Genomic DNA, 21,556 nt, shown 5'->3' with positions numbered 1-21,556 from the left:
CGAAGAGCGACCCTACATTTGTGTCATTCATTATTTTACTGTCGAAAGAAGAAACTTCACCAGCATGCTAAGATCGATGATGCCATGGTTACTCAGATAGGTTGTATGTGCGTAATCCATCAACTCCAGAGTTATGTTTACGTTCTTAATATCGTTCTTTAAATCTACTGATCCACCAATCCCTCTTCATTAAATATTCAATTTTGATTGGCATAATAATGTATTCTTCCGTTACTTCAATCGGCTCATTGGGACCGTTATAGATTAAATCCATATTCAAGTGAAACGGTTTAATTTTTCTACCCACTTCATCTTCAAATTCTTGAACATAACGTATAAGGTTAGGTGTTCCTTCCCAGTAATTCATTGCAGCTTGCCCGCCCGCTGGCATGTACCACCACTGCCTAAAGGATGGCCATAAATGAACCAATACCTCCCTTAATTCATGTTGTTCAACTAACTCAAAGTCGGGCAGTCCTAGCACAAATGATACATGATGATTATTTTTATGCGCCTTTTGGTTAATGCTGCGATCCCAGAACCATTTCCATTGTATTTCAAGTTTTTGATGAAGTTCATCTGATTCTACCATTTGCCGGGATGGCCATAGAATATTCTCATTGATGTCCTCTTTAAGAAGGCCATACGTACTCGCTACATAGATCATAAAGTTCAATTCAAAATCACTGGATATACAAACAGACCATGAGTTATGGTTTTGAATCATTGATATTTCTCCTTTCACGCAAAAGCATGAGATCTACGTTGGGATAATCTATTATTTGGAAAATTTTTAAGGGTAACCATCATAACTTCTGCACTTCGTACACAACTCTATATAAATGAAAAAGGATATCTATTTCATTGTTTCTATCATACCATTTTATTCAAATAAAGGTAATTAACTACATATGTGCAATTCTTTATCCACGCAAAAAAAGAAGCCACCTCCCTGGCCTTCCACCAGTTCAGCAGCTCCTTTTCCACACCTATTCGTACCACTACTCGACTCTACTCCTTCACAGCACCAACTACGATCCCCGTTACAAAATAACGTTGCAGGAACGGATACACAAGCAGGATCGGCAGTGCGCTGATAAAGATCTGCGAAGCCCGTATGGTCCGTTGGGATAGGTTCGCAACCACTTCCGGGTCGAGCTTCGACATATCAGCCTGGACGATGATCGTCTGCATAAATGTTGCCAATGGCAGCTTTTCTGCATCACGGATGTAGATAATCCCGTCAAAGTACGAGTTCCAATGTCCGACCATCATGAAGAGGGAAACCGTTGCAATGACAGGTACGGAGACGGGCAGATAGATTTTGATAAATGTCTGCAAGTGCCCTGCCCCATCAATAAATGCAGCTTCCTCCAGATCCTTCGGTACAGTACGGAAGAAATTCAGCAGCAGGATAATGTTGAACACCGCAACCAATCCCGGCAGGATCAAGGCGAGTAATGTATTCATCAGTCCCAGCTTCAGAATCAGGATATACCCCGGAATGAGGCCACCACTGAACAGCATCGTGATGACAAAATACCACAGATAGATGTTGCGTGCACGGAACACCCGCGTCTCCTTGGAGAGCGCATAGGCTGCAATCGTATTCACGATTAACGCAAGCCCCGTTCCAAGTACCGTCCGCTGTATGGACACCCACAAGGAGGAGAGGAAATTGGTATTGACAAACGTCTTGGCATACGCCTCCAGTGTAAAACCAATCGGCCAGAACGTCACCAGTCCAGCATTGGCAGGAGCAGATGCGCTCAGTGATACCATGAGCAAGTGATACAACGGCAGCAAGCAGAGCAGCGAAAGGATGGTCAGTAACACATTGTTGAATATGCTGAATATTCGGTAAGGCATCGTTTTATGATACATGGCTCTTCATCCTTTCTAGAAAATTCGGTATCCGGCGAATCGGTAAGCCAGTCGGTAGGAGATCACAATCAGGATCAAACTAATGACCGACTTGAACAGATTCACGGCGGTAGCGAAACTGAACTGCCCACTTAACAGACCTTCTCTATACACAAACGTATCTATAATATCCCCTTGCTGATAAATCAATGGACTATATAAGTTAAAGATCTGGTCAAAGTTGGCGTTGAGCACATTACCCAGTGCCAGGGTTGCAATGACGATCCCAATCGGAATAAGTGCCGGGATGGTAATATACATCGTTTGCTTCCACCGTCCCGCCCCATCCACTTCAGCTGCTTCATACAGTGACGGGTTAATGCCGGACAATGCCGCAAGGAAAATGATTGTATTGAATCCAAACTCTTTCCAGACATCACTCGCAATAATCGTAAACCGGAACCAGCTGCCATCCCCCAGGAAGAATATTGGCTTAATACCGAATACGGAGACTAAGAACTGATTGATAATACCCGTCTGCGCTAGAATGTCGATCAGAATGCCTGACAGTGTAACCCAAGACAAAAAGTGCGGCAAATATACGAGCGTTTGAATCGTTCTTTTCAGTGCAATCTTCCGTACCTCATTAAGCAACAAGGCGAAGACAAACGGAATAATTAGGTTCATGATGATCTTGGAACAGGCAAAAAACAGCGTATTCCACGTAATTTGCAGGAAATAATCATTTTCCCACATGTATCTGAAATGCTTCAGTCCGACCCATTCGGAATCGAAAAAACCAAGTGCAGGTTTATAGTCTTGAAATGCCATAAGAATCCCGGACATCGGAATATACGAAAAAATAAAGACCATAATGGCCGCCGGCAACACCATCAAGTGCAGAATCCATGGTTGTTTATAGCGTTTTTTTGTTTTTCTGTTCGGCTTGCTCCCAATGTCCGCCTGAGGTACACGGTTAGCTTCCATATTAGCCTCCATAGCGCGCTCCTGTTCCCAAAAAAAAGTTTTTGTGTGTAATGGGGATCTCTGCTATAAATAGTATCAGGCATTTCTCAGGTCTGACTATATAACATTGTTAGGCTTGATAGTGTTTTGTTAGGAACATCATTTGAAGAGGTTGTTTGCACACGAATTTGAAGGAGACATTTATGAATATATGGAAGCGTTTTATATCATTTGGAAGAACGTCTAGATCCCGGTTTAGTTTGTTTGCCAAAATAAACTGTTTAATTGTGGTCATGTTCATCCCCATTATTATCATGAATACTTACTCCAACAACGTCACTTATGATGTTGTAAGCAAAGAGCTACAGGTCTCCAATACGAAGCAGCTTACGTTTTTATCCAGTCAGATCGATTCCCGTATTAATCAGATGATGGATTTCAGTCTTATTCTTTCGAGAGATCCCAATGTCAGAGCATTTAATGGCTTGAACATATGGAATGATCGATATGACAAGATGCAGACCCGATATGTCATTCAGGAAAAGCTGATGCTTCAATCCGGTGTTACCGATATATGGCCTACTCGATACGCTGTGCATTCACAACAGAATCAAGATGTCATTGCCAACTATAATAGAACAACCGGGTATGATGAGGATTACCTGAAAAGAAATATGAGCGGACAATGGACATACGGTGATGGTGCTGAGTCCAAAGAGGATATGAAATCCTTTTACTGGTTCTTTACGGATTCCTTGGCCCAGCCGGGCATGTTGACGGGAAGCAATCTGGTGATTGAAGCCAGCTTCAGTTATGAGAATATTCAGAACATGCTGGATACGTATAAGGAAGGTGGACAAGGTGATCCCTTCTTTTATCACAAAGGAAATTCGCCCATTCTGAACCGTAGTGCAGACAAGCAGCTATCGGAAGAACTCATTCGTTATCTGGATGAACACTCGTCAGAGGATACCACACAGGATGTCGTCAAGCTGAACGGGAAAAAGTACCTGGTGAGCTCGGTGAAATCGTCCTATCTGGATTGGCATTTGGTCGACGTGGTTCCACTCTATCAGATTCTGCAGCCGATCTCGCTCAGTCGGAACATGTTCTATCTCTTTATGATTTTGCTGTTTGTGGTGGGCATTTCCGCTTCGATCCTGTTATATCGAAACATTCAATATCCGATCAAAAAGCTGATCCAGGGCTTACGCCGCGTGCAGCGCGGAGATTATTCCGTCCGTTTGCATAGCAAGGATCAGAATGAATTCTCATTTTTGTTCCATCGATTCAATGATATGTCACATCAGATTCAAGACCTGATCGAGAACGTGTTCCAGGAAAAAATCAGGGCTAAGGAAGCTACGCTGAAACAGTTACAGGCGCAGATTAATCCTCATTTTCTATATAACTGTCTTGGCTATATCATCAACATGGCCCAGATGAAGGACGAGCAAGCCGTCGTCTCTATGGCGCATAACCTCAGTGCCTACTATCGTTATACGACACGAGTGGAGCGGGAGACATCTTCTCTAAAAGAAGAAATCAATCTGCTCGTCAACTATTTGGATATCCAGAAGCTGCGTAATGGCAGAATTGAATACCATATCGACATCCCTGAGGATATGCTAGCCCAGTCGGTACCACGATTAATGCTTCAACCCATTGTGGAGAATTCCGTCATTCATGGCGTGGCGAAGTCGTATTCATCCGGCGAAATTCGAATTACGGGCGAGAGCTCGAACGGGTTCTGTAAAATTTACATCGATGACGACGGACCCGGCTTGAGCCCGGATCTGTTGGAGGCGTTGAATCTGAAAATGCAGCAGCCGCTGCAGGAGGAAATGGGCTGTGGCCTCTGGAACACGAATCAGCGAATCATGCATTTATTCGGTAATCAATCCTACCTTCTATTCGGCCCATCCCCTCTCGGCGGATTCCGAACCGAGATGGTCTGGGAGATCCCGAAAGAGGATACTGATTCCGATAAAGGAAATACCGATAATAATTGATATCGATACTAACGATAATTTGACTATATAATTTTGAACGAACCATTTACACGTGAACGCAGAGGACAGAAAAAACCTGAAGAAACGAAGTGTTCGGAAGTGCCCGCATTAAAGCCTTTTTTGAAAGAAGGATGAATAGGGGCATAGGCTCCGCCATTATTACAATTCCACCTTTATATAAGGCCTTGTTTAAAATAAATGGTTAGAGTACATGTGAACCAAGCGAAGGATTGAAGGGATTCTGTAGAAACGAAGTGTTCGCCTTTCAAGCACCATTTTAACCTTATAATCATCTAATTCAGAAAATGGGGCTTGAACAGCGATCGAAAGAACCCTTCAAATCCGTAGCGACTTTGTTCAATTCACGTATCCTTTGATTTTAATTATTGGCCTTATATACCAACCACCAAGGGAGACAATACAACATGCAAATGATCATCGTAGACGATGAAGCACACTGGGTAGATAACCTGTCCATGACCAAACCCTGGCATACGCTGGGGATCGAACAGGTGCACAAAGCATACTCGGCACACGAAGCACTTCAACTGATCGATACGCACCCTATAGATATTGTAATCTCGGATATTCAAATGCCCGAAATGACAGGTATTGAACTGATCGAACGGATCAGAGTCCGTGACAAAAAAATAAAGTGTATTCTTTTATCGGGACATTCCGAATTCGATTACGCCAAAAAAGCAATCCAGTTCGAGGCCGTCGATTACTTGCTGAAGCCGCCAACAGACGATGAATTGATGGGAGCCGTTCAGAAGGCCATCGATCAATTAAATACCGAATGGGAACTCGTAAGTTCACTGAAACGTACCCAGTTTACCCTGCGGGAGAACCTGCCACATTTGCGGGGTCGACTGCTGCTTGAGGCTTTGCAGGGACATCGAATTGCCTCCAGCGAGTGGGCACGGAAACTTGCAAATTACGATCTGCCCTTCCACGCCGGGGATTGCGCATTAATGCTTGTACGTATGGAAGAAGAATTCGGGCAATACGACAACAATGATCAAACCTTGCTTGAATATGCGGTCATCAATATGGCGGAAGAAATTATGGGTGAGTTTATGGAAGTGTGGGGCGTGAAGGAGGAGCATGGATATCTGGTGTTTCTGCTTCAACTGAAAGTGAACGACACCGACATTGGCAAAGAAACCATACTGGAGAAGCTTTCTGTACAGCTTCAGTCCAAAGTTAAGCAGTTTCTGAAGGGTTCCCTTTCCATCGTCATCACCGAATGGTTCGCGTTTCCAGATCAGCTATATGATCGTTTTCGGCAGGCCTCCGCTTATTTCCGGCAAATTGTCGGGGACGAGCGTGAATTCGTGATGAGGGTCAGTAATGTGGAGACTCCGTCGGCACAAGGCCCGCTGGATGTCCTGTATACCCCGCCCACTTTCATTCATCTGTTAGAGAGTGGTCAATGGGATACGGCAGAAGAAAAAATACTAGCCGTCTGTGCGGAGCTGGATGAGAAATGGTCGGAATCGTGGGAGCATTGTATGGAGGCTGGATTTCTAATTACGGCTTCGTTCACCAATCTCGCACACCGTAACAAGCTAACTTTGGCCAATTTAATGGGTGACGATATCGAGTGGTTGCAGAGCGGAGAAGCTTTTACCACGATCAGTAAACTGCGCAAATGGTCGCTTAGTGTACTCAGCAAACTCAAGGAAGGCACGTCCAACGAGATCAAGGACATCCGTTCCGAGTATGTGAAGAAGATTCAGGATTTTACAGATAAAAACCTGCATCTGGATGTTTCTTTGCGTGTACTGGCCGATCATGTTAATCTGCATCCAACCCATTTGTCCAAGATCTATAAGATCGAAACGGGTGAAGGCATCAGTGATTATATCTCGCGCCTGCGCATGGATCGGGCCTGTCACAAGCTGGTTACGACCACCAAAAAAGTATATGAAATCAGCATGGAGATTGGATATATGGACCCGGCTTATTTTATCAAAGTGTTCAAGCGCCAGTTTGGCGTCACGCCGCAAGAGTACCGAGACCAACATTAAATAACATAATTTAGAGGTTGTTCAAAAAGTTCGCTTTTGATTACGAATCATGCCTACCGGCATGATCAACATCGAAGATGGGATTCAGCCGAAATGTCCGTTGCTCACGTAGTCATCCTACGCTCCGCTACTCCATTTCTAGCTTTATCCCATCTTCTCGGTACTGAAAACCAATCTTTTTGAACATTCACTAATAGAGTCCTATCGAAACTAACAAACTCATATAGATGCCCTCCCACCCAAATTGGTACAGTTACACTTGTAAAGATCATACATCGTAGGGGGATTGAACAATGATCAAATTCAAAACATGGTGGTCACTGCTCATGGTTATCGCACTTATCACGATCACTGCGTGCGGCAGTGGCGATACAGCCAGTGACAATGGTACCAAAGATGATACACCGGCGACCGTCGGTTCAGCTGAAGCAGAAGCTGCTTTTGCCAAAGGAAAATACGACCCACCCATCGAATTCAGTTCGGTATTGATGCCGAAGAAATACGTGCAAGGGGACACCAAAGAAAATAACGTTCACGATCGCTGGATGCTGGAAACGCTGGGTATGAAGCATAAAGATACCTGGTATCCGGCCAATGACGATCAATACAGACAAAAGCTGCAACTGGCTATCGCCTCTGGCGAGAAGCTGCCTGATTTCGTGTCCGTACCGACCAATGCGGTATTGACCAATCAGTTGATCGACTCCGGTCAATTCATCGCCATTGATGAGTTGTTCGACAAGTACGCGAGTCAGACCCTAAAAGATCATGCAGCAGCACATCCTGAACTGTGGTATCCATTCACCAAGGATGGCAAGAAATACAACATGCCGATCATGGAGTATACGGATAACGACGATACGCTGCTCTGGCTACGTGAGGACTGGATGGAGAAGCTGAACCTGGAAGCTCCGAAAACCATTGCAGACCTTGAGAACATCATGGACAAATTCAAAAACGAGAACCCGGACGGTCTGTCTCCAGACAAAGTATTCCCGCTCGCGATCTCGCTGAAAAATAACACCAACACCTGGATGGGGCAGCTTGACTGGTTGTTCGGTGCATACGGCACAATCGAGGAGCAATGGAACAAAGACGCAAACGGCAATCTGGAGTACGGCTCCGTTAACCCGGGTGCGAAACAAGCCCTTGCCAAGCTGGCTGAATGGATGAACAAAGGTTATATCCATACCGACTCCGCCCTGTGGGATGAACGTAAAGCATCAGAAAGCTGGACAAAAGGCGCAGCGGGCATTCTGCCTGGCGCAAACTGGGTACCCGACTGGCCGGCACCTGACCTGCTGAAGAACGTACCTGGCTCAAAATATAAAGCTTACCCTGTTCCGGCTGGCCCAGACGGCAAGATCGGTACGAAGTGGCAGAATTCTGGCGTCAACGCAAGTATCATGATTAACAAGGATGCGAAGCATCCAGAAGCCATCTTCCTGTACTACAACTACTTGCTCGATAACCTGGCTAACCCGACTGCGGGCAGTGAGTATGAATACGGCTTCGCCAAAGGTTACGACTGGGATATCATTGACGGACAACCGACCAGTGACAAAGAGAAGATCAAAGACTTCTCCAACGAGTTCCCGTTCCTGACTGGCCCGGCTCGTATTCCGGATCTGTACATGAAAACACTCGTGAAGCTGGCCAACGGCGAGAAGCCTGAAACACCTTACGAGAAACAAATGGCCGAATTCCGTAAACCGGAAAACTGGTATGCAGGTAAAGTCGTTATGTCCCAGATCGACATCCGTAAACAAAACTACTTTACCGGTGCTGCAACACCAACCATGGTATCCAAATGGAACCTGCTCCGCCAGTCCGAGATGGAAACCTTCAACAAAATCATCTACGGCCAACTGCCGGTTGATGCCTTTGACCAATTCGTCGCCAACTGGAAATCCAATGGCGGAGATCAGATCACGCAAGAAGTGAATGAATGGTTCAAGTCGGTGAGTGGGAAGTAAGAATTGATAAATTAACACGGGTCAAAATAAAAGTATAAAAAACAAGCCGAAGCGTGCATTGCCATCGCTTCGGCTTGTTTTTTTATATCTAGTTAACCCATCACTTTAAAAGACAGGAACTTCAACAGAATCTGTGCCCATAACTCTTTTTCCATCTTTCTCTTCTGATCCGACCTCAATACCAATTTTCAATGACTCAGAGGTGGACATCCCCTTTTGATCTGGACTTAATTCGATCACAATCGTTCCAGTACCTCCGCCATTTGCTATGTAATTTCGTTCTCTCCCAATTTCAATCATTGTGCGCCATGAAGGGTCATCAGAAGAATTCATCCAGGTGGATACATACTCAGCAGGCTTTAACTTCGATTGATGTTCAGGATAACTGCTGGTGATGCTGGAGACACTCCATTGATCAGGGATATAAAATGCAACACCACCCCAGTCAGTGGGGTCAATCTCTACATGTGCTACTATCTTGATATGATCAATATGCTCCTTCTCACCCTCAACGAATATCGACCCTTCTGTCATAGTTTTTAAATTCGTTGATTTAGTATCCAGATCAAAGTTCTTAACTTGAATAATATTGCCATTAACAACTGGCTCATTGGCTTCCTTTTTGTTGAAATTCAAAAAAAACAGAATAAACACAATCGAAATAAACATAAAAAGCAAGATTAAGTATTTAGATCTTTTTTTCATAATAACCATACCTCGCTTCTGCCCTTGTTTCTTTAAGCTTAACACATACTCAATGTGCTCCTTTCCTTAATTTAGAATTTGGAAAGTAGAGCATTAAAAACCGGAGCCGATGCGATAGATTCACGCTTCGGCTCCGGTTTTTAAGTTAAGTTCGAGGTAGCTTCCCCTGACTTATGGGTTCGCTTAGTGGATCAAGCCTCAGTATCTGTCTCCTCTGGCATCGATTGACCTAACAAGGATACTGTGAGCTGAATGCCATCTCGTAGTCCCTGCATATACAACTGCTCATTTTCTATGCCTTTGCTGACAATATAGCGATTCTCCCACTCGATATATTCAGGTGTCTGCTCGACATCCTTACCTGCAAACAAAACTTCAAACGCTTCGTCTGTTCCTTCACGTACTCGACTCCGTTCAGGATCATGTTCAATCCGGGCAGTCACCTCATCCAGCCTTGCATGAATCGCTCGTTGCATCCACGGTGGAAAATCCATTGCTTCTCCTCCCCTACGCATTATGTACTCTCACTCATCATCGTGCAACTCGGTTATGTTTCGCTTCCATTTCACTTACTCGTGCCACCAGTTCATCCACCCTTCGGCTCTGTTCCTGAACCTCGGGATTGTCCCACAACGGAATCGCTTGCTTCAAGGATGCCTCTCCAAGCTGATTAAGCTTGCGCCGTTCCTCTTCCAATAAGTCAAGCAACCGGCTCATACATGCACCTCTCTGATGGGTCTAAATTGCATCGTGTTTTTTTAATGCTAGACTTGAGCAGTCATTTTTAATGCGATTATCTATACCCAATGTTGTATACTAATACTTTCGTCTAATCCTAATTGTAAGATAAACTGTGATTTCTATAATGCGGAATTCGAATTAAAAATAAAAAAACACCGATATAAACCTTCGGTGTCAAAACTTCGTATTTTATCCGCTAAAACCAGATTTTTCACGTTCTACAGGTCTTGTATAACGCTCGCATTCGATAATAGCTTTAAAACTTACAGATAAGGCCATGACTTTAGCCATAATATTTATTTGATATTCTCCATCGTTGGTGTGAAATTTTTGCTTATGAAATATTAAGAAATGCATAAGATCTTCAGCCTCAGCATAAGCCTTCAACACTTCATGGTTTATTTCCATCACCTAATTTCATTTCTCTGAGGCCATCATGGCGTTACTTCTTTTTAAAAGCCTCAGCGAAAAAAGAGAGACATATCCTTGCTCAAGAAACTATTTTATAGGATATTGTCTTGTTATGTGATGCTCTGACTCGTTAGTTTATGATTCTTACAACACTTTTTGTACTTTTTCCCGCTTCCACAAGGGCAAGGTGAATTAGGCGTAACGTTCTTATACAATTGCTTACCTTCTTCTGAATAATTAAAGAAAAGTTCCATTTCATTAATTTCTCCTGATAAGTATTCGAAGGTGTGTGCTATACTCATCATTTCTTTCGATATTTTCTTGAATTCTATATCTAGGTTAATACTGTGGTTAGAATCGTGCTCTATAATTACATTTATAGCAATATGAATATTTCTAAAAATTTGGATTACATGGCGAATTAACCTCGGTACACTCGAATACTCCAAATATTCCTCTACAATCATTTCAACATACTTTATTTGATCAGCTACCTTTACAAATTCAGTAGTATAAACTTTTCCGGTTTGAAAAATTCTTTTTTTTCCGTTATCAATTTCCTCAAAAAGAGGAAATATAAACTGAAGAATACCTGATAAAAATTTATCATCGCTCTTTTTCTCTACTTGACAAGGCTCATATATGCTTTGAATTTCGGTAGTGTACATAGACAGTAATACCCAACAATTTTTTTTGATTCCGTTTTCCTTCATTGAGTTTAGAATATAGTTCGTTCTGACTTTAATATGCCCAAATTTTTCATCTTCTTGATCTCTCAATTCAAGTTTTACATTGGTTAAATGAGGTTTTGCCTGAACTAATGGCGCGAAAACCGCTAGAATCGACTCGAACGAGAACTGTTCAACTTCTCCAATATACACACCAGATAATTCCATTACGCTGTCATTTTCATTCTCTTGGTCTATTACGATACCATATAAGCCTAATACAGCGTATGCTCCAAGTGATTTGTTTGTCACTTCATCTTCTGCTAAATAGGAATCTACATTATCAATTCGATACTTATTGTTAATTAGAAAAACCGTAAATGCAGCAATCGAAGAATACACTGTCTCAGATAGTAGATTGATTTGGTCGAAGAATTTATCAAAACTATACTCTTTAGTGGAAATAGTTTTGGTTTTCTTTTGTCTATTCCTAAGTATTACCCTTTGATTGTCTATATCTATATCATAATCTACATGCGCTTCAGAATGACGTATGATACTATCTACACCTTCAACAAAGTAATTAAGCTTATAATTTGTTAGTGATGCAAACTGACCACAAATATCACCAAATCCTGTCCATTCAATTAATTCATCGATATCAAAACTTTTTTCCCTATCTACGCAACTTGCTAATAACAAAAAAATCATGGAATCACGATATATCCCCTCGCATAGATCTTTATACCATTTCATTCCATTTGTCATAAGAACATGACTAGAAGGATTATGACCAAAAACAAATCCAATTGCTATTGAAGGTCACTTAACTTTTTAAACATATACTTGTATTTTGCAGTGTATCGGCTAAGAAACTCACAAACTAAGCTATTATTCTTTTCAAAAGCTTTCTCATAGGTTTTGTATGCAATACTTACCTTCCTAAAGAAACTTTCATCATCAAAGGCTATAGTACCAACATACTTGTAGATAGATAGTTTTAATAGATCATCATTTGAGTAGTGTTCTTTATCTCTAGATAAAATTGATCGAAAATAGTAACTTGTTTGCTCGCACACATCACTAATTTTCTCTTCAATCGTTCCTTCATTGGAGGTTTGCCATACCATTCCTAATATAGCAGAGTGGTTTAGTTCACCATTCTGAAACAAATCAGTTACATTTTCGATATTGCGAGCACCAAATATATTTGAAAGTATTTTTAATTCTTGCGCTGAATTATCCAACTTTACTTGTGAAATGTCTTTCAATTTCATAGCATCTTCAATGTTCAATGCAATAGTTGACATGATTAGTTCAACGACGGATTCCTTATAAGCAATAACCGTAAGAAGAAGCCTTTTGTGAATATTTCTAAAAACTTTAGTAGGCTCAAATAAAGTGACCTCACCTAATAGAACATATAATTTAATCAAAAATGTGTTTATGTCATTAATAATTTGATTAGTTTCAACTAACTTAATACCCTCCTGTGTCATATTTATTGAGTAGAAAATGTCAAACCTTAATTCGTTACTTAGTATACTAATATACTCCGAAACTTTCTCCATTTCATTCTCATAGCAATGCTTAGTTCTTATACCCTTTCTAATAGCTTTTTTTAGATCTTTATATTCCAATTCGCTATTTTCAATGTATGATAATACATTGTTCAGTAACAATTTGCGAGATTCAACATACGGATCATCAGATTGTCGTTGATCCTCAAGTGATATATTACATTCCTTACATACATCATTTGTACATTCATTTAGGTGCCCATCAGCACATTTGATAGCAAAATAATCCAATTCTATATTTATCAAAACTATCACCTCTTAACATAGCTTAGAATTCTAATCTCATCCAGCGTCTCTGTATTCACGCCCCAGCATATACTGGGTGTCTGGGGAAACCAACCAAGCGAATGAATAACGAGTTTAATCCAATTAGACACGCTTAAAATAATCAGCAATTTTTATAAAATGTATCAGCTTTCTCCGATATAACCTATTCAAATAAATGCCCAAAAAATCCTTTTGCAAATTTTGTATACTTTCCTCTAAATGACTTATAAATTCTTCAGCCCTTAACTGGTATGTGTTTATTTTATCTCTTATAAGTATTATGTCCTCTGTTCCAATGTATTCACTTTTCAATTCCCATAAAGCCTGATCAAGTTTAATTCCTGATTGTCTAATTTTTGTGTACATATCACTATACTGTTTTATTACAACAATACGTTTTAAATAAAAAATCTCTAGTGCACTGTGACACTCGACCCAAGTTTTAGTGATCTTCCAAAACCTCTCATCAAATTCACTTATTCTTGTTTTTATATCACTATTTAGATATCTAGCATCAAATGGAATACTAAGTGTTCGATTTTCTTTTTTATTCTCTAGAAATTGAAAAAGCAATTCGATAAATTCATCATTAGCTTTTAATCTTAAATCTCTTTTGAATTTATCTGTTTCATTCTTATATGCAGCTTACTTCTGTCTGTTAACATTAATAAAAGAAACTAGCAGACCGGCCAGTGAGACTACTAAAGCAATATAAGAGATGTTTATGTTCTTCATGCTCTATCCTTCCTTTTCTTATATCTTCCTGCTATTTCTTATAACGTTCCTGTATTCACGACTCGACGCATGTCGAGTGTCCAGTGAATGCCGGACCAAGGGCTTTTGTCCGTAGCGTAAATATTATTTTATATGAGGTAGCATGCTTCTATGGATAATTAATAAGTTCCAATTCACCTAATCGACTTGGATGTCTACCTTTACGTTTTTGTTTGTCAATAAAGCACTTTATTTGCTTTGGCTTTTCTTTTATATTCATACTATTAATAATTTTATTTACTTGATATTTTCTTCTTTTATATTGGTCTTCATTAGATCCCCATGCAATTATTAATAAATCAATGTTTGTAATTGCCTTTTTAATCCACTTATCATTCTCCCCCCCAGTATTAGCTACGGTACTAACAAGAGCCGAATGTTTAGTAGCTACAAAAGCGAATAAATTGACCACTTTTAAAGTTGTATAGCCTTCTTTAAGGAGCATATTAAATACTTTCATTATAGATAAATCTAGTTTGTATTCATCGGCATAACTAGGATTCAACATAATAATTGTTGCGATTTTCTCACCTTGTTTAGCTTTCTCTATCGCACTCTTTTCTAAATAATATCTGTAGTATCTATTGGCATCAGAGTAGATAGCTTTTGTTTTAACAGTTCCTGTTACTTCCATTTTTCAACTCTCCTAAATTATATAATTCAATGCTATTTCACATAACGTTCCTGTATTCACGACTCAGCGTATGCTGAGTGTCCGGCATATGCCCCCAGGACGAATGTCCGCAGCGCGAATATTATGTTAGACGAAGTTTTTTCATAGCGATCTTCAAAACAAGTTTATTTTATAATTATTGAATGGATAATCACCGAATCCAGCTCTATTTAATTGCTCAAAAAAATCAGCCTTAGTCACATCTCGATCTACTATTTCATTTTTATATTTTATGATTGATACACTCACTATTTTTCTTAGTCGATGAATTACTTCTTCTTTATTGGAGTATTTGTTTTTTGGAAGTTTAAATTTCCCAGTATGTACTAATGATGATCTTATATCATACAATTTTTTTATCTCTTTGAATAATGAAATACACTCCTCTTCATTCACTCCTAAAAATATAGTAGCATTCCTAGCTATCCGAAACTTTAATTCATCTTTATCACCAGGATGATAAATAATTTCTAAACAGCTTACTAGAATCAGTATCGCTATGTCATCTGGCACATAAAATGAATAGTCATAGTTAACAAGCAATAATTCTAAAATTTCATTATCGATAGGCAGTTTAAACTCATTAAATATTGAATTAATAATCTCAGAATTAAGATTATTAAATGTATAAAGTTCTTTAGCTGCTTTTATAACATGAGGCTGTTGAAGATATTGAGGAAGTCCCATAAAACTAAATTTAATCTGTGTCATTACTTCAGTACAGTAAATTGGAGTAGTAGTCACTAACCTAATTAGTTTGAATTTATGAAGAATTTCTTCTACTTCTTGTTTGAATATCTTTTCATGAATATAATTATTATCTAATTGTCCTTCTTTATTTTTTATATTATCTACTTCGTCTACTCTAATATCTGAGAGCAGAGAAAGTACCTTATGTTCTGGTAAAAGAGACTTTTTAAATTTAGTGTCATAATGAAAAAAATCAGATATATTCCAATTCTCTAACAAGAAATTTTTATATTCCGGCATGCTCATAACCATAACATTATAATTATCATTAAAATCAAGTAGTGAAATACTTTCATCTGTTCCTGCTACAATGAATTGAGTATAGCTACTATATTGAGTTGATTTTCTAATCATTTCATTGCAATAAGTAAAAAAATCATATTTATTCTTATAATTAAATTCATCCATCAGAATATTAATTGCTTCATGAGAAAATACTAACTTTAACTGATCATCTTCCAACGTAGGCTCAGAATTTTCTTTGTAAAGTGTAATTTCATTCCCAAGAAGCTTATACAATCTCCCACCACTACCCCCAAAGCAGGCATAGTATCTGAGATGATCATTTATGTTTATCCTTCCTTCTTCAATAATTTCAGTTGTCTTCGACAATAGTTCTTCAATAGAGATTCCCAAAATAAGAGCTAATGTGTCTTCGAGTAAAAAAAATTGCTTATCATGAATCCTAATATGAGCCTTATCAAACTCATTAAGGTCAAGGAAAAAGGTAAGGCTTTCTAGTATTTCATAACTTTCTTTAAACATATTTTCACTTCCTTTTTATGGTTTCAAGAATTTCGTCTAACGTTGTTTTGTTCCTGACGTCAATTCCCCTTAGATAGTTCTTATCTTAGGGGAATTGATTTGTCTGTCTGAATCTGCTTCCTTGAAATCCTTCAGGCAGACCGAGCGGCGACAGACGCGAAGCTGGAATATGGTGTTATAAGATATTGGGCATCCCTGAATTCGCTTACACTTTATTATATTGACGTTAAATACTTTTCAATTTGTTTTTTATGGTGTTTATCGTGGGGAATAAATCCTCTTAAATATCCCCTAATCGAAAACTTTTTTCTGTCTCCGTCTTTATATTCCTTTATATAATCTTCCTCTGGTAATCCGGTGATATCATCAATGATCTTGTTTCTGTATTCAAAGAATTGGTTAACGATAGAATCTCTTGTTTGAGTCTTTGCATATTCCCTCGCATTAGCGTTGAATTCATCAAAGTTCAAATGCCTTACAGTCACGAATTGACCAAGCTTGATCTTCTCTATGCCTTCCTCATAAAAATATTTGTCCCAAAGCATGATATGACTTATTACATCTTTCAATGACCATTTCCCTTCTGAAATGGGACTATTCCAATGTTCTTCATCTATAGTCTTTAACTCTCGTACAAAATCAATAAAGGTTTTGAATTCTTCTACCATTTCCAAAGAGGTCTTCGCCATGTACATTACTCCTTTGAGTTGTTTTTATATCCTTTTCCCAATTTCTTATAACGTTCCCGTATTTACGACATCCGACGTAGTCGGATGTGTCCGACTGCCTCATACCTCTCCGAAATTCTTCTGCCGGACCGAGGGCGTATGCCCGATGCGTGAATATAATGTTATAGGATGTCAACATCTTCTTTGATTAAGCCACTCTAAAATTCATTTATTATCTGCGCTCTTCTATTATCCATGAGTACTTACTTGCTATTGCATTTGCAATTTCTAAGATCTCTGTTTCTATTTCACTATCAATCATTAGTGGTATGTCTATTTCAATTAAGTTAATTTCCTCTACGCCCTCTAATGTTTCAAAAGCATAACCTCCATTAGAATCAGCTAAAATCCCTGTTGCTGTTACCGATTCACCATAGATGATTTTGGAGAACCTTAAGTTGCTTATTTTCTTGAACACTAATGATTGAGTAAAGAATTGTTCAATATCAACATTTTTTACTTTCTTGGTATAGTTTTCGTCAGAATATATTTGTAAATAGTCGTATAAAAAAGAATTAGTCATTACTGTCACCTCTTCGTTTTATACCTTTAGACAAATTTAGTTTGCTTTGAACTCACTTACTTTTGATTTTATATATGCTTTGTTGATTTCCTATAACGTTCCTGTATTCATGAACCCCGAAGGGGTTGTCTGCTGGAACGCTTCCACAAAATTCATCCAGCAGACCAAGGCTCCAGAGGAGCCGCAGCTTGAATATTATGTTATACGACGGAATCACATCTTCGAGTTAACCAACATCCTCTTATATTCTATTCTTTCATTGGTCTGTTAGATGTTCCAAAAGATCTCCAGGCTGGCATCCCAATGCCGTACATAATTTATCAATGACTTCTAAAGATACATATTCATTCGTATTGAGCTTTGCCATCGTTGCCGAAGAAATCCCCGTCATTTTCAATAAATCCTGCTTCTTAATCTCCCTGTCAATCAATAATTTTTGAAATGGTTTATAGCTTATCATTTGGTACTCCTTCGTATCGGATTTGAATTTTTCTTTAATTATATGAAAATATATTTTCTTAATCAAAATTTCTTTGATATGTCTTGACTTCAATTTTCGTTATGATAAAATAATATTTAAGAAATTAAACTTTTGTTCGTAAAAATAAAATATGGCGGAAGGTGATCATTTATGTACAATTCCTTAGAAGTCTTACTTGATTCGTTGATACGTAATCGGATTGAAGCCTTATATAGCGATCTTCTCAAGAACAACACCATTTATAATCAATTCTCATCTGATCGAAATCTTTACTTCAAACAGCTACATGAACTTCTACCTCAAGATATGCATAAAACTCTATTTCTTTACGATGATGCAGACCTCTCAGTTCAAACAATCCTAGAGCGTGAAATCTACTTGCAAGGTTTTAAGGATGCTCTTCAATTACATAATGAATTAAATATAAATTCTAATTGAGAGCCAAACGGCTCTCTTTTCATTTGATACTATTACATAACATTCTTCTATTCACGACATGTCACCGATTAAAGACAATGCCAGAAGCAGGCTCCATGATCCGGTTACTCGGTGCAGATGTGTCCCGGCAGATGCTTCACCGCTCCCTACTTCCCGTACAAAGGGACACGATAAATGGTACGATGCGTCAAATACTTGTTATCAGATTCTAATATCTTCTCTGAAAAAAACATCTCTTACTTACTCATCACTCTGTATCACCCTCATCTTGATAATCATCTATAGCTTCTTCTTCATTTTCAGATTGTTCAAAATGTACATTTGAATTACCTAACAATCCGAGCATTTCAAAACGTTCTTTTGTATTCTCAATTTCATAATATTGTTCTTCTAAATCATAAATATAACTGTGTTTTTTTAAATCCGATTTAAAAACATTAATATATTCATTCACTAACTCCGGTTCTAAATTCAGAGGTTCAATCCTTCTGATAAAATCCAAAATACCAGAACTATCAGCATTATTAATTAAATAGATAAGAATCTCTTTCCAAACAATATCATCTTCGAAAAAATTGTATTTTTTAGCCAGAAATATTACGCTTGCTTTAGACTCTGATCTCAACTCATATGTGTATATATTCAGTGCGGTAGCCTCCTTATCTATGAGTTTATATAAGACTTCACAGATCTTCCCCACTACTTTTCCAATAAATTTTTTAAATCTCCATTCGTTTTGAGTTACAAATATATCTTTATAAATAATTTCCGTTTTTAAATGTTTTTCCAGAAAAGAAACCAATCCAACTCTTTCTTTGTCATGGGAATAGATAGTATTCAAGGTATATCTATCGTACCTCATAGTTTTATAGAAACTACTGAGCAATTTGAGAAACTCATTATGTAAATTATTAAATCCACAATTATGTTTTTTGGTAATTCTATTTAATAGTTCTAGATGGTTATGTGTTTTTAAACTTCTTTCAAAATCTTTCTGATCAACTGTATCGTTATGCTCAATCAATATAACTAATATCTTTTCTAACCTTTCAATACCTACAGCAGTATTGTAAAAAAACTCAAAAATACCGTCCTCATGAACAAAATTTTCCATCAGGTCAAAGGCCTTCAGGCCGTTGTAAATAAAACTACCTGCAATATCTAACTCTTTTCCTAAACTGAAATTTTTCCAAACCGTCTTTGCATCCATATTCAAATCATCACCTTTATGATTTTTTTATAATTTCCAATAACGTTCCTGTACTCACGCCCCAGTATGCTGGGTATCCGGCGATTGCCGGACCAAGGGCTCATGTCTAATGCTTGAGTATTATGTTATACGACGTCTTTGACAACTTGACCTACTGACATAATTGAATTTAAATTCTTCAACTATGTAAATGACTTACAAATGCATGCTTTCCCATAAGACAAACAAAACGCCTGGAAGTGCTATACTCCAGGCATATAAATTCTTATTCCTCTTTGGATTTTTTTTAGAATGCTTCATACTTATCTTCAATGTACTTGATCACTTTTAGCACTTTTTGTTTAGCTGCTAAAATCTGATCTGTGATTTCTTCCTTTAAAAGGAGGACGTCTTTAACTTTTTTGTCATTATAAAAGTACTTTGTAAAATCTTTATGGAACATAATATATTCGACATCGCTCAAATTTGTAGTGACAATAGGTATTCGTGTACTTTTATGCTTTCTATTCCTTTCGGCAAGAGAGTTTTTAATAATGTTAGCAAGCTCAGGCATGTAAACCTCATCGTAGTTCCAATCATATACATCATTTAATTGATCAATCACTAATTTTAAATATTTTGAATTGGATACCATCATTCTGATAAGTTCAAACTCGTCCGCTTCTACATCTACTATATGAATAACTTCGCCCTCGTTGTCTTTTAATTCCATTTGACCCTCTATGACCCGCCCGTACAATTCAGTGAACCCTTCCGTAAAGAAATTAATGATTACTTCCTCATAAGTAGAATATGAGAGCAGCTTAAAAGATTTAATTTTTCCCACCAGTTCATTTAAGTCACTAAGCAATTCATTATTGACTTTATAGCGATGTTGCTGTGTAATGACAGTCTTTATAAATGGCATGTCTAGATCTATAAAGAAGCTACTTTTTATATTCTCCTTTTGTAATTGATCTAACTCTTCTAGAAGTGGAATGTAACGTTCCTTTTTATGTTCCATAACTATCCTCGGATCTACAGGAATATCACCCGGAAGGTTCAGATACTTGTACCTTAGATCGTGATTCATTGTCCTATTTAATTCTTTGGATATCAAATTATTATTCAATAATAAAAACGTAGAACCGTTTTTTGCACACAAGGATTTACATTCTGCGATTTCATTTGCTAACGGGTCGGAAGAAACAAACGCGATGCAAAGAGCATTTTCTGACTTATTTAGCTCAACGAGTTTATTTATGCTTTTATCTAAATCTTCAAAAATCTTTCCTTTTGCTCTATCTTTAGTAGCTTGAACATAGATATAACCACCTTCTTGAGTTTCTTTCCACAAATCAGGTGTTGCTCTTCGTGTTTGAGCGGTTCCTGGAACAGTTCCAGTGGGAATTAAATTGTCCCATTCGTAATTCATACGGGGTAATAGTTCGCCAGCGAGTCTTTCTAACCGACCTGGCTCTAAGTCTTTGAGAATCACTGCTGTTAAGTCCATGAATTCAGGCTCCTTAATTGTAGGCTCATTTACAAATTCTCTTTGAATATCCAATCAACATTAAAAAGCTTCAACTGAAATACCACTGTCCATAATAATTGAGAAAACCGAGCCAAAACGCTCCGATACTTGTGACCCAAGTACGGCATTCAATCGATGTTTCTGATCTTTCAGCGGCCGTTCTTCTTGTTTTTTCGAACAGAGACAGAAAAGATTTAATGGTATTTCATTTTTCGCTGTTTAAATTGCATAGTGGTCTCATGTCAGGAAATTAAAAGTTTCCCCAAAAAGTTCTTATAGGCCCTAATCAGACGAAAATAAATATTATCCTCAAGTATCGCTTCTTTAAGCAGAACATTAAAATATTTACTCATAGAAATCACTTACTTAATCTAATTTCAAGTTTTCGCATAACATTCCTATATTCACGACATTTGACGAATTCGGATGTGTCTGTTGGCCTCCCTCCTCGAACCAAGGCTTAGATAGAAGACGCAACT

At 38.4% G+C, this 21,556-nt stretch carries 21 protein-coding genes; 4 read left to right on the top strand and 17 right to left on the bottom strand.

Features of this window, described 5'->3' with window-relative positions; all coding sequences use genetic code 11:
- Positions 1-145 precede the first annotated feature (145 nt).
- From CRO25_RS21510 to CRO25_RS21500, 3 genes are all read right to left on the bottom strand, one after another.
- Complete coding sequence (locus CRO25_RS21510; protein WP_079696395.1) at positions 146-727, bottom strand: hypothetical protein; 582 nt, start codon at positions 725-727, stop codon at positions 146-148.
- Positions 728-1,011: 284 nt separating this feature from the next.
- Entirely contained in the window at positions 1,012-1,884 is an 873-nt protein-coding gene (locus tag CRO25_RS21505) for a carbohydrate ABC transporter permease (RefSeq protein WP_079696394.1), read from the bottom strand.
- Positions 1,885-1,899: 15 nt separating this feature from the next.
- Positions 1,900-2,850: a sugar ABC transporter permease gene (locus tag CRO25_RS21500; RefSeq protein WP_079696393.1), complete on the bottom strand. Its 951-nt coding sequence runs from the start codon at positions 2,848-2,850 to the stop codon at positions 1,900-1,902.
- A 293-nt stretch (positions 2,851-3,143) separates the two neighbouring features.
- Here CRO25_RS21500 and CRO25_RS21495 point away from each other — a divergent pair, with 293 nt between their 5' ends.
- The 3 genes from CRO25_RS21495 to CRO25_RS21485 all read left to right on the top strand — a co-directional run bounded on the left by CRO25_RS21495 (position 3,144) and on the right by CRO25_RS21485 (position 8,850).
- Positions 3,144-4,841 (top strand): sensor histidine kinase, encoded by a 1,698-nt coding sequence (locus CRO25_RS21495; RefSeq protein ID WP_257018705.1) that lies wholly within the window; start codon positions 3,144-3,146, stop codon positions 4,839-4,841.
- A 425-nt stretch (positions 4,842-5,266) separates the two neighbouring features.
- Positions 5,267-6,874, top strand: a complete 1,608-nt coding sequence (locus CRO25_RS21490) for a response regulator (protein WP_079696391.1) — start codon at positions 5,267-5,269, stop codon at positions 6,872-6,874.
- Between the two features lie 293 nt (positions 6,875-7,167).
- Positions 7,168-8,850, top strand: coding sequence for an ABC transporter substrate-binding protein (locus CRO25_RS21485; RefSeq protein WP_079696390.1), 1,683 nt, complete (start codon positions 7,168-7,170; stop codon positions 8,848-8,850).
- Positions 8,851-8,955: 105 nt separating this feature from the next.
- On the opposite strand, the gene CRO25_RS21480 is transcribed toward CRO25_RS21485, so the two are convergent.
- The 12 genes from CRO25_RS21480 to CRO25_RS21425 all read right to left on the bottom strand — a co-directional run bounded on the left by CRO25_RS21480 (position 8,956) and on the right by CRO25_RS21425 (position 17,895).
- The gene (locus CRO25_RS21480) at positions 8,956-9,600 is read right to left on the bottom strand and encodes a hypothetical protein (RefSeq protein ID WP_079696389.1); all 645 of its coding nucleotides are present in this window, start codon (positions 9,598-9,600) and stop codon (positions 8,956-8,958) included.
- A 146-nt stretch (positions 9,601-9,746) separates the two neighbouring features.
- Positions 9,747-10,049, bottom strand: coding sequence for a hypothetical protein (locus tag CRO25_RS21475; protein ID WP_079696388.1), 303 nt, complete (start codon positions 10,047-10,049; stop codon positions 9,747-9,749).
- A gap of 37 nt (positions 10,050-10,086) precedes the next feature.
- On the bottom strand, positions 10,087-10,272 hold the full coding sequence (locus CRO25_RS21470) for a hypothetical protein (RefSeq protein ID WP_079696387.1): 186 nt from the start codon (positions 10,270-10,272) through the stop codon (positions 10,087-10,089).
- A gap of 213 nt (positions 10,273-10,485) precedes the next feature.
- Positions 10,486-10,704, bottom strand: coding sequence for a hypothetical protein (locus CRO25_RS21465; protein WP_079696386.1), 219 nt, complete (start codon positions 10,702-10,704; stop codon positions 10,486-10,488).
- A gap of 113 nt (positions 10,705-10,817) precedes the next feature.
- Entirely contained in the window at positions 10,818-12,131 is a 1,314-nt protein-coding gene (locus tag CRO25_RS21460) for an SEC-C metal-binding domain-containing protein (RefSeq protein ID WP_179132227.1), read from the bottom strand.
- 56 nt (positions 12,132-12,187) lie between these two features.
- Positions 12,188-13,201, bottom strand: coding sequence for a hypothetical protein (locus tag CRO25_RS21455; RefSeq protein WP_079696384.1), 1,014 nt, complete (start codon positions 13,199-13,201; stop codon positions 12,188-12,190).
- 123 nt (positions 13,202-13,324) lie between these two features.
- Entirely contained in the window at positions 13,325-13,795 is a 471-nt protein-coding gene (locus CRO25_RS21450) for a hypothetical protein (protein ID WP_256863723.1), read from the bottom strand.
- A gap of 310 nt (positions 13,796-14,105) precedes the next feature.
- A complete protein-coding gene (locus tag CRO25_RS21445) occupies positions 14,106-14,630 on the bottom strand; it encodes a DUF1643 domain-containing protein (RefSeq protein ID WP_079696383.1) in 525 nt (174 codons plus the stop codon).
- A 153-nt stretch (positions 14,631-14,783) separates the two neighbouring features.
- Entirely contained in the window at positions 14,784-16,184 is a 1,401-nt protein-coding gene (locus CRO25_RS21440; RefSeq protein WP_079696382.1) for a HEPN domain-containing protein, read from the bottom strand.
- 215 nt (positions 16,185-16,399) lie between these two features.
- Entirely contained in the window at positions 16,400-16,873 is a 474-nt protein-coding gene (locus CRO25_RS21435; RefSeq protein ID WP_179132226.1) for a DinB family protein, read from the bottom strand.
- A 211-nt stretch (positions 16,874-17,084) separates the two neighbouring features.
- The gene (locus tag CRO25_RS21430; protein WP_079696381.1) at positions 17,085-17,435 is read right to left on the bottom strand and encodes a hypothetical protein; all 351 of its coding nucleotides are present in this window, start codon (positions 17,433-17,435) and stop codon (positions 17,085-17,087) included.
- Positions 17,436-17,691: 256 nt separating this feature from the next.
- The gene (locus CRO25_RS21425) at positions 17,692-17,895 is read right to left on the bottom strand and encodes a helix-turn-helix transcriptional regulator (RefSeq protein ID WP_079696380.1); all 204 of its coding nucleotides are present in this window, start codon (positions 17,893-17,895) and stop codon (positions 17,692-17,694) included.
- 171 nt (positions 17,896-18,066) lie between these two features.
- Here CRO25_RS21425 and CRO25_RS33990 point away from each other — a divergent pair, with 171 nt between their 5' ends.
- Positions 18,067-18,354 (top strand): hypothetical protein, encoded by a 288-nt coding sequence (locus CRO25_RS33990; RefSeq protein WP_079696379.1) that lies wholly within the window; start codon positions 18,067-18,069, stop codon positions 18,352-18,354.
- A 247-nt stretch (positions 18,355-18,601) separates the two neighbouring features.
- Here CRO25_RS33990 and CRO25_RS21415 read toward each other — a convergent pair whose 3' ends face one another.
- Both CRO25_RS21415 and CRO25_RS21410 read right to left on the bottom strand, forming a co-directional pair.
- A complete protein-coding gene (locus tag CRO25_RS21415) occupies positions 18,602-19,564 on the bottom strand; it encodes a hypothetical protein (protein WP_079696378.1) in 963 nt (320 codons plus the stop codon).
- 286 nt (positions 19,565-19,850) lie between these two features.
- Positions 19,851-21,056 (bottom strand): hypothetical protein, encoded by a 1,206-nt coding sequence (locus CRO25_RS21410; RefSeq protein WP_079696377.1) that lies wholly within the window; start codon positions 21,054-21,056, stop codon positions 19,851-19,853.
- Positions 21,057-21,556 lie beyond the last annotated feature (500 nt).

The sequence above is a fragment of the Paenibacillus sp. RU5M genome (assembly GCF_900221055.1).
GTDB lineage: Bacteria > Bacillota > Bacilli > Paenibacillales > Paenibacillaceae > Paenibacillus > Paenibacillus marchantiae.
The sequence above is the reverse complement of the archived record's forward strand: the minus strand, read 5'-3'. Positions and strand labels throughout refer to the sequence as shown.